Source organism: Pseudomonas putida, from assembly GCF_026625125.1.
In the GTDB taxonomy this organism is placed as follows: Bacteria; Pseudomonadota; Gammaproteobacteria; order Pseudomonadales; family Pseudomonadaceae; genus Aquipseudomonas; species Aquipseudomonas putida_X.
On the sequence record NZ_CP113097.1, the window covers coordinates 1,545,552 to 1,562,630 of the forward strand.

Annotated in this window: 12 protein-coding genes; all 12 read left to right on the forward strand. The window is 59.5% G+C overall.

Going from position 1 to position 17,079, the window contains the following annotated elements:
• Positions 1–78: 78 nt before the first annotated feature.
• The 12 genes from rpsA to OSW16_RS07145 all read left to right on the forward strand — a co-directional run bounded on the left by rpsA (position 79) and on the right by OSW16_RS07145 (position 17,071).
• Positions 79–1,755 (forward strand): 30S ribosomal protein S1, encoded by a 1,677-nt coding sequence (gene rpsA / locus OSW16_RS07090; RefSeq protein ID WP_012313291.1) that lies wholly within the window; start codon positions 79–81, stop codon positions 1,753–1,755.
• Positions 1,756–2,178: 423 nt separating this feature from the next.
• Positions 2,179–2,475: an integration host factor subunit beta gene (gene ihfB / locus OSW16_RS07095; RefSeq protein WP_012313292.1), complete on the forward strand. Its 297-nt coding sequence runs from the start codon at positions 2,179–2,181 to the stop codon at positions 2,473–2,475.
• Between the two features lie 20 nt (positions 2,476–2,495).
• The gene (locus tag OSW16_RS07100; RefSeq protein ID WP_241802910.1) at positions 2,496–2,759 is read left to right on the forward strand and encodes a lipopolysaccharide assembly protein LapA domain-containing protein; all 264 of its coding nucleotides are present in this window, start codon (positions 2,496–2,498) and stop codon (positions 2,757–2,759) included.
• 101 nt (positions 2,760–2,860) lie between these two features.
• A complete protein-coding gene (locus OSW16_RS07105) occupies positions 2,861–4,309 on the forward strand; it encodes an MBL fold metallo-hydrolase RNA specificity domain-containing protein (RefSeq protein ID WP_267821872.1) in 1,449 nt (482 codons plus the stop codon).
• Positions 4,310–4,619: 310 nt separating this feature from the next.
• Positions 4,620–6,062: a mannose-1-phosphate guanylyltransferase/mannose-6-phosphate isomerase gene (locus OSW16_RS07110; protein ID WP_267821874.1), complete on the forward strand. Its 1,443-nt coding sequence runs from the start codon at positions 4,620–4,622 to the stop codon at positions 6,060–6,062.
• A gap of 130 nt (positions 6,063–6,192) precedes the next feature.
• Complete coding sequence (locus tag OSW16_RS07115; protein WP_267821876.1) at positions 6,193–7,554, forward strand: phosphomannomutase; 1,362 nt, start codon at positions 6,193–6,195, stop codon at positions 7,552–7,554.
• 125 nt (positions 7,555–7,679) lie between these two features.
• On the forward strand, positions 7,680–8,876 hold the full coding sequence (locus OSW16_RS07120; protein WP_241802914.1) for a glycosyltransferase family 4 protein: 1,197 nt from the start codon (positions 7,680–7,682) through the stop codon (positions 8,874–8,876).
• Between the two features lie 112 nt (positions 8,877–8,988).
• Entirely contained in the window at positions 8,989–9,789 is an 801-nt protein-coding gene (locus tag OSW16_RS07125) for an ABC transporter permease (RefSeq protein ID WP_012313298.1), read from the forward strand.
• A 1-nt stretch (position 9,790) separates the two neighbouring features.
• Entirely contained in the window at positions 9,791–10,999 is a 1,209-nt protein-coding gene (locus OSW16_RS07130) for an ABC transporter ATP-binding protein (protein ID WP_241802915.1), read from the forward strand.
• A 166-nt stretch (positions 11,000–11,165) separates the two neighbouring features.
• On the forward strand, positions 11,166–12,551 hold the full coding sequence (locus OSW16_RS07135) for a class I SAM-dependent methyltransferase (RefSeq protein ID WP_241802916.1): 1,386 nt from the start codon (positions 11,166–11,168) through the stop codon (positions 12,549–12,551).
• A gap of 18 nt (positions 12,552–12,569) precedes the next feature.
• The gene (locus OSW16_RS07140; protein WP_267821881.1) at positions 12,570–15,455 is read left to right on the forward strand and encodes a glycosyltransferase family 4 protein; all 2,886 of its coding nucleotides are present in this window, start codon (positions 12,570–12,572) and stop codon (positions 15,453–15,455) included.
• Positions 15,452–17,071, forward strand: coding sequence for a glycosyltransferase family 4 protein (locus OSW16_RS07145; RefSeq protein ID WP_267821883.1), 1,620 nt, complete (start codon positions 15,452–15,454; stop codon positions 17,069–17,071). Before OSW16_RS07140 ends, OSW16_RS07145 begins: the two co-directional genes overlap by 4 nt.
• Positions 17,072–17,079: the final 8 nt, after the last annotated feature.

Sequence of the window (17,079 nt, forward strand, 5' to 3'; positions counted from 1 at the left end):
TTCCTTTACTTAACGAAACCCACATTGTCTGGAGTGTGGCGATGGGCGTCTGTTTCGCCCGAATCTACAGGAATTAAAATGAGCGAAAGCTTTGCAGAACTCTTTGAAGAAAGCCTGAAAACCCTCAATCTTCAGCCGGGTGCGATCATCTCCGGTATCGTTGTCGACATCGACGGCGACTGGGTTACCGTACACGCTGGCCTGAAGTCCGAGGGCGTCATCCCGCTCGAGCAGTTCTACAACGAAGCTGGCGAGCTGACCATCAAGGTCGGTGACGAAGTTCACGTTGCGCTGGACGCGGTCGAAGACGGCTTTGGCGAAACCAAACTGTCCCGTGAAAAAGCCAAGCGCGCCGAGTGCTGGATTGTTCTGGAAGCAGCTTTCGCCGCCGAAGAAGTGGTCAAGGGCGTTATCAACGGTAAGGTTAAGGGCGGCTTCACTGTCGACGTTAACGGCATCCGTGCGTTCCTGCCGGGCTCCCTGGTTGATGTCCGCCCTGTGCGCGACACCACCCACCTGGAAGGCAAAGAGCTGGAATTCAAGGTCATCAAGCTGGACCAGAAGCGCAACAACGTTGTCGTTTCCCGTCGCAGCGTGCTGGAAGCCGAGAACTCCGCCGAGCGCGAAGCCCTGCTGGAAACCCTGCAGGAAGGCCAGCAAGTCAAAGGTATCGTCAAGAACCTCACCGACTACGGCGCATTCGTGGACCTGGGCGGCATCGACGGCCTGCTGCACATCACCGACATGGCTTGGAAGCGCATCAAGCACCCGTCGGAAATCGTTAACGTTGGCGACGAAGTCGACGTACGCGTTCTGAAGTTCGACCGTGAGCGTAACCGCGTTTCGCTGGGTCTGAAGCAGATGGGCGAAGATCCGTGGGTTGCTATCACTGCGCGTTACCCAGAAGGTACCCGCGTACAGGCTCGCGTTACCAACCTGACCGACTACGGCTGCTTCGCTGAGCTGGAAGAAGGCGTTGAAGGTCTGGTACACGTTTCCGAAATGGACTGGACCAACAAGAACATCCACCCGTCGAAAGTCGTTCAGGTTGGCGACGAAGTGGAAGTCATGGTTCTGGACATCGACGAAGAGCGTCGTCGTATCTCCCTGGGCATCAAGCAGTGCAAGTCCAACCCATGGGAAGACTTCTCCGGCCAGTTCAACAAGGGTGACAAGATCACCGGTACCATCAAGTCGATCACCGACTTCGGTATCTTCATCGGCCTGGACGGCGGCATCGACGGCCTGGTTCACCTGTCCGACATCTCCTGGAACGAAACCGGCGAAGAAGCCGTACGTCGTTTCAAGAAGGGCGACGAGCTGGAAACCGTCATCCTGTCGGTTGATCCAGAGCGCGAGCGCATCTCCCTGGGCATCAAGCAGCTGGAAGACGATCCGTTCTCCAACTTCGTTGCTGTCAACGACAAGGGCGCTATCGTCAAGGGCATCGTGAAAGAAGTTGACGCCAAAGGCGCCATCGTCACCCTGGCCGACGACATCGAAGCCACTCTGAAAGCTTCCGAAATCAGCCGTGACCGCGTTGAAGACGCGCGTAACGTTCTGAAGGAAGGCGAAGAGATCGAAGCCAAGATCATCAGCGTTGACCGCAAATCGCGCGTCATCAGCCTGTCGATCAAGTCGAAAGACGACGCTGAAGAGCGTGAAGCCATCCAGAGCCTGAAAAACGCTCCGGAAGCGGCTGCCGATACCACCATGGCTGCGCTGCTGCGCGAAGCAATGGCCAAGCAGAACTAAGTTCTGTTTGATCGGTGTGAAAAAAGGTGGCCTTCGGGCCACCTTTTTTTATACCCAAAATTCCCCACCCCAACGCTACTCCGGTAGAGCTCAGCTTGCCGGCAGTGCCCTGCAAAGCAGGCCCGACCACGTCGACACCGCCGCGCAAAGCATCGCCCAATGCACAACCAAGCTCTGTATGCCCAGCATAAAAAGCCTACCCTCCGGCCCGCCCATTCCAACCCCGAAATCCCACCAGCCTAACGCCATCCCCTGTAGATCCCGGCCCGCCGCGCTCCCCCACAAAGCTCCCCCAGCCTTATTTCCGAACACTCCAATCTTGAATTTTTTTATTAAGTCAAGAACCACCCTGTTCAAATCCTTCCGAGCGTGCTACAACCTGATTAAGCAATGATCTAGCTGCTTGATAACGAAGGGAAAAATATGACGAAGTCGGAGCTGATCGAACGTATTGTCACCCATCAAGGGCTACTCTCGTCCAAGGATGTGGAGCTGGCCATCAAGACCATGCTTGAACAGATGTCCCAATGCCTGGCCACCGGAGATCGTATCGAGATCCGCGGTTTTGGCAGCTTCTCCCTGCACTATCGCGCGCCACGCGTAGGGCGCAACCCCAAGACCGGCCAGTCGGTCGAACTGGAAGGCAAGTTCGTTCCGCACTTCAAACCCGGCAAAGAGCTGCGTGATCGCGTCAATGAAGAAGAGCACGAGCACCCCTGACTGATGAAGGAGCCAGTTTGATGCGTAACCTCAAGCGCGCCTTGGCGGCGTTGTTCGTACTGCTATTGGCGGCGGTGGTGTTGTTCTTCGTGTTGGAAAACCAGCAAACCGTGGCACTCGTGCTGTTCGGTTGGTCGGCGCCCGAGTTGCCGGTTGCGGTACCGGTGCTGGCCGCCCTGGTAGTGGGCCTTGCAGTTGGCCCCCTGTTGGGTGCCTACGGCGTACAGCGCAGCAAGCGCAAGATTCGCGCCTCGGCCCGACAGGCAGCGCTGGAAGGGAAGTGAGGAAAATTCCTACTCTTATCTAGGATTTCATCACCTGTGCGCGGGCCTTTGGAAATGAAGTAATAGCTGCTTCATTTTCTCGGACCAGGCGAGCGTGCAGCATGGAATATCCTTCCCTTTCCCATCATGGTGGCACCCGCGGTGTAACAGGTTCTTGTCACCAGCTTCACCTTGATCAAACGCAAAGCCTCCTGGTCGATTGTGGTTTAGAGCAAGGCGCAGATGCTGCACCAGGCTCCGAACTGGCACCAATCGGTTTTGATATCGGCGGTATCCAAGCGCTGATCATCACCCATGTCCATCTCGACCATGTCGGTCGTATCCCCGCCTTGCTGGCCGCAGGCTTTCGCGGCCCAATCCTGTGCAGTGAACCCTCGGCCAAGCTGCTGCCCCTGGTGCTCGAGGATGCCTACAAGCTCGGTATCAGCTCGGACCCGGTTCAAGTGGACCGCTACCTCGCCCTGTTGCAGCGGCTTGTGGTTGCTTTGCCTTTCGAGCAGTGGCACCCCGTGGTCGAAGGCCAGGGCGTGACCTGTTCCGTGCGCCTTCAGCGTGCTGGGCACCTGCTCGGTTCAGCGTATGTTGAATGTGATGTGCGTTATCCCGGGGTAGAGCCCAGCACGCGGGTGGTGTTCTCGGGTGACCTTGGTGCCCCTTGCAATCCGTTGTTGCGCGCCGTTCAACCGCCAGAGCGCGCTGACGTGCTTGTGCTGGAGAGCACCTATGGCGACAGGTTGCATGCGCCCCGCGACGCCAGGCAGCAGCGGCTGGAGGCGGTTATCGACCGCGCGCTGGCGGACAACGGCACCATCCTCATCCCCGCATTCAGCCTGGGGCGCACCCAAGAGCTGCTTTACGAGATCGAAGACATCCTCCATCGCAACTCCCTGCTCAATGAAAGCAAGGTGAGCGAGGCGGGTGTGCCAGAGCTGGGGGTGAACTGGTCCCGCTTACCGATCATTCTCGATTCGCCACTGGCACAGCGCATAACCAAGGCCTATTCGGAGTTGCACGCATACTGGAATGCCGAAGCCAGGCAGCGGCTCGGGGAGGGCAGGGACCCCCTCGGCTTCGGTCAGCTGCTGTGTGTCGATACCCATGCCAAGCATCAGCAGGTGGTCAACTACCTCAAGAGCACAGGGCGGCCAGCCATTGTCATTGCAGGGAATGGTATGTGTTCTGGTGGGCGGATCGTCAACTACCTCAAGGCGATGCTCGGTGATCCGCGGCATGAGGTGGTGTTTGTGGGGTATCAGGCCAAGGGTACGCCTGGGGCGGTATTGCAAGCCACTGAAGGGGCTGAAGGGTTTGTTCAGGTTGATCTGGATGGGAGCATGTACGATATCAGAGCAAAAGTATTCAGTCTTGGGGGGTATTCAGGGCATGCGGATCAGGCAGGTTTGATTCAATATGCTGCCGGCATACCTGATGCCCCACAAAGAATTGTATTAGTACATGGAGAAAGTCGCGCAAAAAATGCACTGGCTTATGCATTAAAGCGCCATTTCAGTAACCTTATACATTGTCCCGATATGGTTATCCCCGAATGAACGAGCCTTCACGAAACATTGACGGGATGTGTTGTCTCATGCCGCAGCGCAGCGTGTTTCTTTGCCTTTGCAGGTGCTGGCAATGTGCTCCGAGAGCCGATGGCCCGTAAGATCCAAGGGGAGCTACAAAGAAAAATCTCTGGTATTCTACAGGCCAATGCTTGCGTCTTGAGCCTATGGATGGCCAGGAAATTAACACGCTAGGCGTACATTTTAGCGCCGTTGCGCTCATTCGTGACGGCGGTCAGAAATAAGACACATGCAGGTTGCCTGAGGTTGACAACTTCAAGTGGCCGTTAAGGACTCGAATATGGAATTGATCCCGGTAATTTTATCCGGTGGCGTTGGCAGCCGTCTGTGGCCAGTATCCCGTGAGGCTCACCCCAAGCCGTTCATGACGCTGCCCGACGGGCAAAATCTTATTCAGAAGACTTTTCTGCGTGCCGCCCGTCTAGACGGCGTGGTTGAAGTGCTCACCGTTACCAATCGTGAACTGCTGTTCAAAACTGAAGACGAATACCGGACCATCAATACCCAAGCCCTTGCACAAGGCTATATCCTTGAGCCTTTCGGCCGCAATACTGCTGCTGCGGTAGCTGCCGCAGCGTTGCAGTTGCACCAGAGTCATGGGCCGCAGGCCCACATGCTGGTCCTGGCTGCCGACCACCTGATCCAGAACGAAGAAGCCTTCGCCGAAGCGGTAGCCAAGGCGATCAACCTTTCTTCGCAAGGCTGGCTGGTGACGTTCGGTATCAAACCTCAGTATCCGGAGACCGGCTTCGGCTACATCGAGGCGGCCGCTGGTGGCTCGCTGGAAGGTGGCCTGAAGGTCGAGCGCTTCGTTGAGAAGCCTGACCTGAAAACCGCAGAGTCCTATGTAAAGGCCGGCAACTATTTCTGGAATGCGGGCATGTTCTGCTTCCAGGTCGGTGCTGTCATCGAGGAGTTCAAGGCTCACGCCCCGGACGTGCTCGACGCTGTTGCGCAAACCCTCGAAGCCTCCCGCCGCTCAACCTCCAAGGGCTACAGCTGCCTGGCTCTGGATGCCGACAGCTTTGCCAATGTGCCCGACATCTCCATCGACTATGCCCTGATGGAGCGCTCGCAGAAGGTCGCAACCATTCCGTGCGACATCGGCTGGAGCGACATCGGCTCGTGGAACGCGGTCAGCGAACTGACCCCCCCGGACGAGCACGGCAACCGCTTCGAAGGCGAAGTGATGGCCTATGGCGCAAGCAACAACTACGTCAGCACCGAAGACCGCCTGGCTGCCCTGGTCGGCGTTCAGGACCTGCTGGTGGTCGATACCCCCGATGCGCTGCTGATTGCGCACAAGGACCACGCCCAGGACGTCAAACACATCGTCAAGCGCCTGAAAAGCGACGGCCACGCTGCCCACTTGCTGCACCAGACCGTGCATCGCCCGTGGGGCACCTACACCACGCTCGAAGACGGCGAGCGCTTCAAGATCAAGCGCATCGTGGTCAAGCCTAAGGCGTCGCTTTCGCTGCAGATGCACCATCACCGCAGCGAACACTGGATCGTGGTCAGCGGCATGGCGGTAGTGGTCAACGATGACCAGGAGCTGATGCTCAACACCAATGAGTCCACCTTCATTCGTGCCGGCCACAAGCACCGTTTGGAAAACCCAGGTGTCATAGACCTGGTCCTGATCGAAGTGCAAAGCGGTGACTACCTCGGCGAAGACGACATCGTCCGCTTCGAGGACAAATACGGTCGTTGCAACGCCTGATATCAGGCCTTCCCGTCGGCCCGTGAGCGCCTCGCCGAGGCCACGGGCCGATTTTCATGCGGCAATTCAATCGCCGACCATCCCCTTCCAGACGGTGGCTGCCCAGGCGGCGCCGCATCGAGAGAGATGTATGTACGCACCTATCCAGACCCGCTGTTTCAAAGCCTATGACATCCGCGGCCAAGTGCCGACCGACCTCAACGACGACATTGCCTACCGCATTGGCCGCGCCCTGGTGGCACAGCTGGGCGGGCGCAGCTACGTGGTCGGCCGCGACATGCGCCTGGAAAGCCCTGGCCTGTCCCGTGCCCTGATGAAGGGCCTGACCGAAGGCGGCGCCGACGTGATCGACATCGGCCTGTGCGGGACCGAAGAAGTCTACTTCGCCACCAGCCATTACCAGGCTGATGGCGGCATCATGGTCACCGCCAGCCACAACCCCAAGGGTTACAACGGCATGAAACTGGTGCGCGAGCAGTCGCGCCCGATTAGCGGCGACACCGGCCTGAACGACATCCGCCAGCGTGTGGAAGCCGGCGACCTCGGCTCCCTGGCCGCCACACCTGGCAGCGTGCGCGAAGCGTTCGACAAGACCGCTTACATCGACCACCTGCTGACCTACGTCAACCTGTCGGCCCTCAAGCCGCTCAAGGTGCTGGCCGACCCGGGCAATGGCGCCGTTGGCCCGGTACTGGAGCTGCTCAAAGCCCGCCTGCCGCTGGACATCACCATCATCAACGGTGAGCCGGATGGCAACTTCCCCAATGGCATTCCCAACCCACTGCTGCCAGAAAACCGCGAGCTGACCCGTCAGGCCGTGCTCGACACCGGCGCCGATATGGGTATCGCTTTCGACGGCGACTTCGACCGCTGCTTCTTCTTCGACAACCAGGGCCGTTTCATCGAGGGCTACTATGTTGTCGGCCTGCTGGCTGAAATGCTGCTGGCCAAGCACCCCGGCAGCAAGATCATCCACGACCCGCGCCTGACCTGGAACACCATCGAGCAAGTCGAAGCGGCGGGCGGCATCGCCATCCAGAGCAAGACCGGCCATGCCTTCATCAAGGAGCGCATGCGTGCCGAAGACGCCGTGTATGGCGGCGAGATGAGCGCGCACCACTATTTCCGCGATTTCGCCTACTGCGACAGCGGCAATATCCCGTGGCTGCTGGTTGCCGAGCTGATGAGCGTCACTGGCAAGAGCCTGGCCCAACTGGTGGACGAGCGTATTGCTGCATTCCCGTGCAGTGGCGAGATCAACTACGAAGTGGCCGATGTCAAGGGCTCCATCGAACAGATCCTGGCGTTCTACCTGCCGCACAAGCCGAACGTGGACCGTACCGACGGCATCAGTGTCGAATTCGCCGATTGGCGTTTCAGCTTGCGGGGCTCTAACACTGAGCCGCTGCTGCGCCTGAATGTGGAATCTCGTGGCGATACCGCGCTGGTGGATAAGCGCGTGGCGGAAATTGCCGGGTTGATCACAGGCTGATTTCGTACTGATCAGCCTGTAGCCGGCATTTTGTCGGCGGTCACCCCCGTCAGAGCACTTCAGCGCTCTGACGGCACTCTCGAAAACGTGCGCGCCGACCCGCGCAGCCAGGTAACTCCGACTCGATGAAGCTCCTGTTCAACACCCAATCGCTTTTACCGCCACTTACCGGAATTGGTAATTACACGTTCAATTTGCTTGAGCAGCTGCTGCTTGAGGATATCGAGGTTATCGATTGCTTCCTGGGTGCACGTTTTTACAGCGCCGAGCAGGCGCTGGCCAATTGCATCGAGGCCAGTGCCCGCTACTCGCAGAAAGATGACGGTGACGTTAAACCAGGTGCTGGCCAGCAGATGACGTTGCAATTGCGAGAGGTGTTGAAGCGCTGGACGTTCACTTATCGAGCCCGTGAAGCCTTGGTCGATGCCAGGCGCCGCTATCATGCCGGTGAGCGCCGACATTACCTTTACCACGAGCCCAACTTCATCCTCAAACCGCACTCAGGCCCCAGCATCGCGACGATTCATGACTTATCGTTCCTTCACTACCCGCAGTTTCATCCACGCAAACGTGTCGAATGGCTGACGGCGCAGTTACCGCACACCCTCAAACGCGCTGATTTCCTGATCACTGATTCGGATTTGATTCGCGATGAGCTGATTGGTGATTTCGGCGTCAGTGCAGACAAGGTACGAACCGTTTATCTCGGTGCATCGGCGCGCTATTACCCGCAGACACCCGAGCAGACCAGTGCAACGCTGCAGCGTCATGGTTTGCAGCACGGTCGTTATGTGTTGTTTGTCGGCACCCTGGAGCCACGCAAAGGTGTGGATACCCTGATCGATGCCTGGTGCCAGCTGCCGCAGGGGTTACGCGAAGAGTATCCGTTGGTCTTGGCGGGTGCGCCTGGGTGGCATAACCATGAGCTGAATGAACGTATCAAGACATTGACAGTCACTCATGGCCTGCGTCAGTTATCCTTTGTCCCTGGCGATGACCTGCCGACGCTGTACGCTGGTGCCGCGGTTTTCTCCTACCCATCGCTGTACGAAGGGTTTGGCCTGCCGGTGCTTGAGGCGATGCAGTGCGGGGTACCGGTGATATGTACCGCGGATACGTCCATGGCAGAGTTTTGCCAAGGTAGTGCGTTGTTGGTGGAACGTGGGAATGCTGACCAGTTGGCTGGGCAACTGGCTGCGCTTCTGAATGACGAGCCATTACGCAGCAAGGTGGCCAATGCCGGCCAGCTTCGCGCCACAGCGTTTTCATGGAAGCGCTGCGCGCAGGAAACACTAGCAGTCTATCGGGCCGTCAGCCCGTGAGAGGAGCGTTAGACATGCCTTCTCAAGCCCTTATGTCCCATGCCCTGCATTGCTTACGCACCGCGAGGGTGTTTCAACCAGGAAGCCTTATGTACATGGTGAGTCCAGAACAATGAATACGCCGCTGTCGCTAATGAAAGATGTACTGCGTTACCGCGGTCTGATATTCGCGATCACCCTGAGGGAGATCAAAAGCCGCTATGCCGGGTCGACCTTCGGCGCCTTGTGGCTGGTGGTGCCCCCTATTTTCATGGTGTTCATCTATACCGTAATCTTCTCGCGCCTGATGCAGGCTCGTATGCCCGGTATCGAACACCAGTACGCCTACAGCATTTATCTGTGCGCAGGCTTGATCACCTGGAACCTGCTGTTGGAGCTGGTGCAGCGTGGCAAGGGGGTTTTCCTAGAACATGCCAACCTGATCAAGAAATCAAGCTTCCCCAAGTTCATCCTGTTCATTCCAGTCATCGCCACGGCAGCGCTCAACAGCCTGATCCTGCTGATATTGGTAGTGCTGTTCATGGTCATATCAGGTTTCCCGCTGATGACCACTGCCTTGGTTTTGATACCGGTATTGCTTACCACTGTGCTGCTGGGAATCGCGCTGGGTGCTTTTCTAGCCACCCTGAACGTGTTTTTCCGTGATATCGGTCAGCTGAGTGACGTGATCTTCCAGGCGCTGTTCTGGGCAACGCCCATCGTCTATCCACTCAGTATTCTGTCCGAACACGTACAGGCAATGCTTTCGTGGAACCCGATCTTCCCTCTGGTGCTGACGGCGCAGAAGGCGTTGCTGGGCGAGCCGGTAGGCTTGTCGCAACTGGCCTATCCATTCGGCTTTGCCGTCATCGTTTTCCTTCTGGCTGTGGTGCTTTATCAGCGCAGCTACAACGACCTGCTTGATCAGATCTGATATGACTATTCTCGTAGAACAGGTAGGCAAGGCCTATCCAAAACTCAAAGGTCGCTGGCACGCACTGGGTACTTGGCTTGGGCTGTGCAAGCGCGATCAGAACTGGATCATCCGCAACGTCAGTTTCCAGGTAGGGCAGGGTGAGTCGGTCGGTATCATCGGGGTTAACGGCGCAGGCAAGAGTACGCTGCTGAAGATGATTACCGGTACCGCCATGCCGACGGAAGGCACCATTACCACCACAGGGCGCATAGCCGCGTTGCTGGAGCTGGGTATGGGCTTTCACCCCGAATTCACTGGCCGCCAGAACGTCGCGCTGGCCGGCCGCATGCAGGGGCTGGAGCGGGCCGAAATTGTCGCGTTGATGCCCGAGATCGAAGCCTTCGCGGAGATCGGTCATTACTTCGACATGCCCGTGCGCACGTATTCCTCCGGTATGTTTGTGCGCCTGGCGTTCAGTGTGGCGACTGCAGTGCGCCCGGAAGTGTTGATCGTGGACGAGGCCTTGGCGGTGGGCGATGCCTACTTCCAACACAAGTCTTTTGCCCGTATCCGGGACTTCCGCGAGCAGGGTACGACCTTGTTGTTCGTTTCCCACGACCCCGGCGCCATCAAGAGCCTGTGTGACCGTGCCATCCTGCTGGGTGATCACAAAATGTTGATGGATGGCCGCCCGGACGAAGTGCTGGACTACTACAACGCGCTGATTGCCAAAAAAGAAGAGGGTTCCTTACAGGCCCAAGCTGTCAATGCGCCCTACGCAGGGCGCTCAGGCAACGGAAAGGCGCGTATCGAAGAGCTTACCCTCAGCAGCAATGGCCGGGCAGCCACCATGCTTGAAGTGGGTGCGCCGTTGACGTTGAACCTGAAAATCCGCGCTAACGAGCCGATTTACGACTTGTCGCTGGGCTTCATGTTCAAAGACCGCACGGGTTACGACATCTTCGGGACCAACACTTGGCTGCGTGGCGAGCTGCGTGACCTGGGCGTCGAGGCCGGTAAGGAGCAGCACCTGACCGTTACCATTCCGGCGTTCAACGTAGGGCCTGGCAGCTACAGCCTGACGTTGGCCCTGCACGGTGGCGCCGACCATATCGAGGATAACTTCGACTGGTGGGACAAGGCGGTGGTATTCAATGTGATCGCCAACAGCAGTTACAAGCACTTCGCTGGCGTGTGTGCCATGCAGGCAGAGTTCAAGCTTGACTGACCGAGTAGAGGGCAGCCGCGTCGCTGTCAGGAACTGGCCGCCGTCGACGGTGGCAAGATGACCTGCGTAGAATGCCCGCCTCTGGTGTTCCCGTAACGTACGCAGCCAGTGCCGGGCGGTGAACCGCTGGTGCTGGCCACTCCACCCGTTTGAACACGTATGCATAATGACTATCGATCTTAAAAAACTGCAGAAAACGATCCAAGCTGAAGTCAACCGTCGGGAGTACGAGCGTGTCACGGCCAGTGCCGGCAGTGCCAACCTGCCCAGTGACGTGCCCACCGACATCGTGCGCAGCTTCGAACTGATCGACCTCGAAGGCGTGCTGCCGGCTCGCCCCCAGGCGCCCGTGGAGCCGGAAGTCGCGGCCACCGCTCCCGCCAATGACGAGGCCCCGCAAGCCCAGACGCCACCTCCTAGCCTGTACCGCAAATTGCGCGCCTTACCGGTGGTGGGCAGATACTTCGGCCATCCGCGGGTCATGAATTTCCTCACCCGTGCGCGTCAGCGCCCGGGTGGGGCTACCTTGAAAAACCTCTTCATCACCCTGGCGCGCGCAGTGGTCGTGCGTATCCCCGGGGCGCTTCGCGTCATGCATGTGCTGGCCGTCACCCGTCATCTGCCCGAGCGACTGAATGCTCTGGAGTGGCACATTGCCGACGGTAATACCCGCCTGCGCAATGTCGGCGTACAGGTACAGGACCAGACCAACCAGAGCCTTTATACCTACGGCCTGGCCATTCAGCAGAACGAGCAGTACCTGATCGAACGCATGCGGCGCCTGGAACAACTGGTGCGCCAGCAGACCATGACCATCGCTGAACTGCAGGCGAGGCCACAGGCCAGTGCCAGCGGTGCAGCGTTGCCTGCGGTGGCTGAAGCGCCGGGCATGCCGGCTGAGCTCTATCTGGAGTTCGAAGCCAATTTCCGCGGCTCGCCGGAAATGATCCGCGAACGGCTCAAACACAACCTCACTTACTTCCCGGTCGACCCGCAATGGCTCACGCACCCTGTGCTGGACCTCGGTTGCGGGCGCGGTGAGTGGCTGCAACTGCTCAAAGAGCAGGGCATCCCTGCGATCGGCGTCGATTCCAACAGCGCCATGATCGACAGTTGCAAGCAGGCCGGCCTTGAAGTTTACATGGGCGATGCCTTGGAGTATCTGGCTGCCATGCCTGCCCACAGTTTGTCGGGGCTGACAGCTTTCCACATCATCGAGCACCTGCCGCTTGACGTTTTCATCCGCCTGATCGACGAAGCGCTTCGGGTTGTGCGCCCCGGTGGCGCGGTACTGTTCGAAACCCCGAACCCAGAAAACCTGATCACCGGGGCCTGCAACTTCTATGTCGACCCAACGCACCGCAACCCGCTGCCGCCGGCGCTGGTGGCGTTTCTGCTGAAGGCCCGTGGTTTTGAGCGTGTTGAAATCGACCGTCGACACCCAGCTGACCCCTCGCTCCTGCTCAAGGGCAGTGACGAAGCCATCACAGGCCCGCTCAACGGCTTGCTGTTCGGGCCGCAGGATTACGCAGCCATTGGTTATGCGCCTTGATAGGGCTGGAGTGCTCCCATGCATCTGATTATTTGTAACGAGCGCCTGCTGTTCCGGTTCGGCGTCGACCGTGTATTGCTGTTGCTGGCTCAAGGGCTCAAGGCCGCAGGCTGGCACATTACCTTCGTGGCCCAGCGCGCCAACCATGACGTGCTGCGCCGCATCACCGACGACATCCACACGCCGCCTGAGCATCTGGGCCCGTATACAGAGCTCGACCAAGTAACTGCCCAGTGGATGCGCGACAATCGCCAACTGTTCGCACCCGCAGGGCGAGACGTGACGGGGACCGTAGCCCTGATTGGCGGCTGGCCGTTCTATGCATCCATCGCGGTATTGCGCCAATGGGGCGTGCCAACGGTGGCGCTCGATTGCGGTGGTGTTCCTTATGAAGATATGACTGGCCCGGCCCGCTTGGTACAAGAGCGGCTGCGTGCCCAACGTCGCGAATACCTGCCCGAAGCACGGGTGGTCACGCCGATCAGCCATTTCGTGTCCCGCACCCAAAGCCTGCCCGACGCCGGCCCGGATGTGGAAATTGCCATGATTCACCTGGGCGCAGATCACCTGACCGGTGGTGTCAACCAGAGCCTCTGGCAGCAGGGGCACCAGGTTGCGCGTGTTGAAACCGCAGACGAAGCGGTTGAAGGCCCTGTGATCATCAACCTTGGTCGCTGGGAAACGGGCAATTATAAAAACAGCGAAGGGCTTTACCCCATCGCCCGGAAGATCATCGCTGAGCATCCCAAGGCGCGCTTCTGCGTCTTGGCCACCGCAGACGAACTGAAACTGCCGGCAGACCTGGTTGAGCATATCCTGCCGTTGGGCCACCCCAGCGATGCCGAGTTGTCCGCGTTGATGGCCAGCGCTCAGTTGGGGCTTAGCGTGTCGCGCTGGGAAGGGTTCAACTTGCCCCTGGCCGAGATGCAACAGCTTCGCAAGCCAGTGCTGGTGCTGAACATCGGTGCGCACCCTGAAGTGGTCGCCGACCCCCGTCAACTGTGCGTCGACGAGCAGGAAATGGCCGAAAAGGCCCTGCAGGTGCTGGCCGGTGAAGCGTTGGCAGGGCCCGAATGGGAAAGCCACCTGGGCACCTTCCAGCAGACGTTCACTTGGCAACGTACGATCAAGGCCTACGAGGACCTGCTCGGCACGTTGAGCCCGATCCGGGACCTGCCTGCCCCCCGGTTGGTGATCGACACCAGTGCCTGCCTGCGCGATACCGCCAATACCGGCGTAGCCAGGGTAGTGCGCAGCTTGACGCGCAAGCTGCAGGATTTTGGCGAACCTCTGTTCGTGACCTGGGACGAGACGCTGCGCGAGTATGTGCTGCCCAACGAAGGTGAATACAACAATCTGGCGTTGTATGGCGGGCCCAAGCCCTATCCAGAACACTACGAGCTGCCGCGCTCGCCTGCTCACCGCCGGCAGACCTTGGCCAGTCTTGGCGCTCGCACCTTGCGCGGTGGCTGGCTGCTGCAAAGTGAAATCGTCTTCGAACGCCAAGGCCCGGCGCGCCGCGCCGCTGCCCGCCAGGCGGGGCTGAACGTTGCGGCGATATTCTATGATGCCATCCCGGTCACCCATCCTGAGTGGGTTGCCGATACCATCATCCGGGACAACCACGCAGCCTACATGCGAGGCTTGGCCGAAACCGACCGCGTGCTGCCGATTTCCCCCGATGCGGGCACCCAGTTGCAGGCATTCTGGGCGCGTGAAGGCATCGCGCCTCACGCGCAGGTGAAAACCTGCTGGATCCCGGGTGAGCTGACTGCTTCCCCGCGCGCCACCACCCCGGCCTCGGTGCCGCGTGCGGGCGAGCCGCTGCGTATCCTCTGTGTATCTACCCTGGAACCGCGCAAGAACCATAAAGTGCTACTTGAAGCCGTTGCCCGATTGGCCCGTGATTATCCGGACCTCGACTGGCAGCTGGACCTCATCGGCAATCGCTACGCCGGTGCTGACTACATCGTTGAGGCCGTGCGCGCGGCCAGTGCGGCCGACCCGCGCATTGCCTGGCATGGTGTGGTAGACGACGCCACCCTCAATGACTACTACGCCAAGGCCCACGTCAGCGTTTACGCCTCGTTGGTAGAAGGCTATGGCATGCCTATTGTCGAGTCGCTCTGGCATGCCCGTCCTTGCGTGTGCCATGCCGGCGGCGTGATGGCGGAGCTGGCAGCCGAAGGTGGCTGCCGCACAGTGGACATGACCAACCCCGATGCACTGGCTGCGCAAATCCACGCACTGGCGAGTGACCCACAAGGCTATCTGCAACTGGCTGCTGAAGCGGTTGCTCGTCCTATCCTGACGTGGCGCAGCTATGCCCGTGCCTTGTTGCGGCAGTTGGCCAGCCACACCACTCGCCATGCTGGCAAACCCTTGCCGCGGCAGTGGCAGCACCTGCTTATCGACCCCGAAGTGGCGCTGGTAGATGAGCCTGGCCAACTTGCGCTGGCTTGTCTGCTGGCGGAACGCCCGGCTCAGTGCGCACTTCTGTTGGGGGAGCACGCGCCTTGGTTGCGTGACCTGATAGGCCACGAAGCCACGCGTGCCTGGCAAATCGCGGAGGGTGAGCTGACTGGTGAGGTGAGCCGCCACGCCAACCTCAGCCGCATCGATGCGCCGGTAGGTGTTGCAGTGCCCGTCCTCCAGGCAGAGCTGCGTGATAACGAAATCGCCGTCGACCTCATCGTGCTGTCGGCAGCACAGGCAGCTGACCCAGCGTCAATCGATGCGTTGCGTTCACTGATCAATGGCCGTGTCGAAGGCCTGCTGCTGGTTGAACAGGGCGCCCCAGCCGCAACGCTAACAGCGCTGGGCCTGACCGAAGAGCCTGCTACTGAACTACCAGGTTACGATGTCCATACTTACCCGCCTGCGGCGCCAGGGTTTGTTCAATGAAGGTTCTTGTCATATCCAATTTCTTCCCGCCCCATGTGATCGGCGGTGCAGAAATCATCGCTCACCACCAGGCCCGCGCGCTGGCTGCGCGTGGCCATGAGGTGCGCGTGCTGGCAGGGGACAACAGCCGTGGGCTGCCTGGCTACCCAGTGGAGCAGGAGGTTTTTGACGGCATGCCGGTTACCCGGGTGTCGTTGACCTATCTGGACTTTGCCCCAACCGGCAACAACGTCGCGCACCCTGGCGTCGAACGTATCTTTCTGCGCCTGATCGCTCAATGGCGCCCCGATGTGATCCACGCGCACCACATGGCCGGGTTGTCCTTGGGCATCCTGCAGTTGGCGCGTGAGCATGGGATCCGCATTGCGCTGACCTTGCACGACCACTGGGGGTTCTGCATGAACAGCACGCGCATCACCACCCAGGACACCTTGTGCCAAGACAGCACCCAATGCCACAAATGTCATTCGCACATCTACAACGGTGACCTGCTGCTGCCGCAACGGATGCGTCAGGATTACCTGCGCTGGCAATTGGATGCTGTTGATCATTTCATTTCACCCAGCCGTTACCTGGCCGACACCTACATCGCCAACGGCCTGCCTGCCGCGCGTATGAATGTTATCGCCAACGGTATCGAACTCGAGCGGTTCAGCCACACCTCACCGCCACCGCCCGGGCCGCGCCTGAATGTGCTGTTCACCGGCTACATGGGTGGCCATAAAGGCGTACCTACCTTGCTCAAGGCGCTGGCATTGCTGCCGCCAGAGCGGGTGCATGTCGACATGGTCGGTGACGGCCATATGCTTGAAACCTACAAAGCCGAACTGCGCAACAATGCGCCGAAGGTTTCTGCCAAGTTCTGGGGCAGACTGCCCAATGCGCGTATCGCCGAGCGCTTCGCCCAGGCGCATGTGTTCGTGCTGCCATCGGTGTGCCCGGAAAACCAACCTGTGACCATTACCGAGGCGATGTCCTGTGGCCTGGCGGTGGTGGGTTCACGGATAGGCGGCATACCCGAGCTGGTGGATGAAGGCGTGACCGGTCAGTTGTTCGACCACGGCGACGCTCAAGCGCTGGCGCGCTGCTTGCTCCGTTACATCGAAGAGCCGGCGGTGTTGGAAGCCCATGGCAAGGCGGGTCGTGAGCGCATCCAGGCCTATGCCTTCGAGCTGCAGATCGACCGTATCGAAGCCTTGCTGGCCGGCCCTGGCGCCGAACGTCGCGAGGCCCCACAACTGATCGCATGCCATGGCGCTCCATCGGCTGAAACCTTCCAGAGCGTTCTCAAGGCGCTGTGCCCGGTTCCTGCCAACCGGCCGCAGCCTGCCAGCCAGCCCTGCTGCATTCCCTCGAACTGGATTGCGCCAGAGCAAGCAGATGTACTGTGGGTGGCGGGGCCAACAGCCCAAGACCCGGACGCCGCGATGAAGCTCATCGAAGCTTACCGCGCCTTGGGCAAACAGGTTGTGGTGGATGAGCGCCATCTGCTGGTTGCGCGCAACACGGAGTCAGCCTTGCTGGCGCGCGGCGGCGCGCAGGTAGCGTTAAGCTTGGAATACCTCTTGGAGTACGCGAGGGATCCTGAGGCACAAACTGCCCCAACCCAAGCCTGACCCCATGC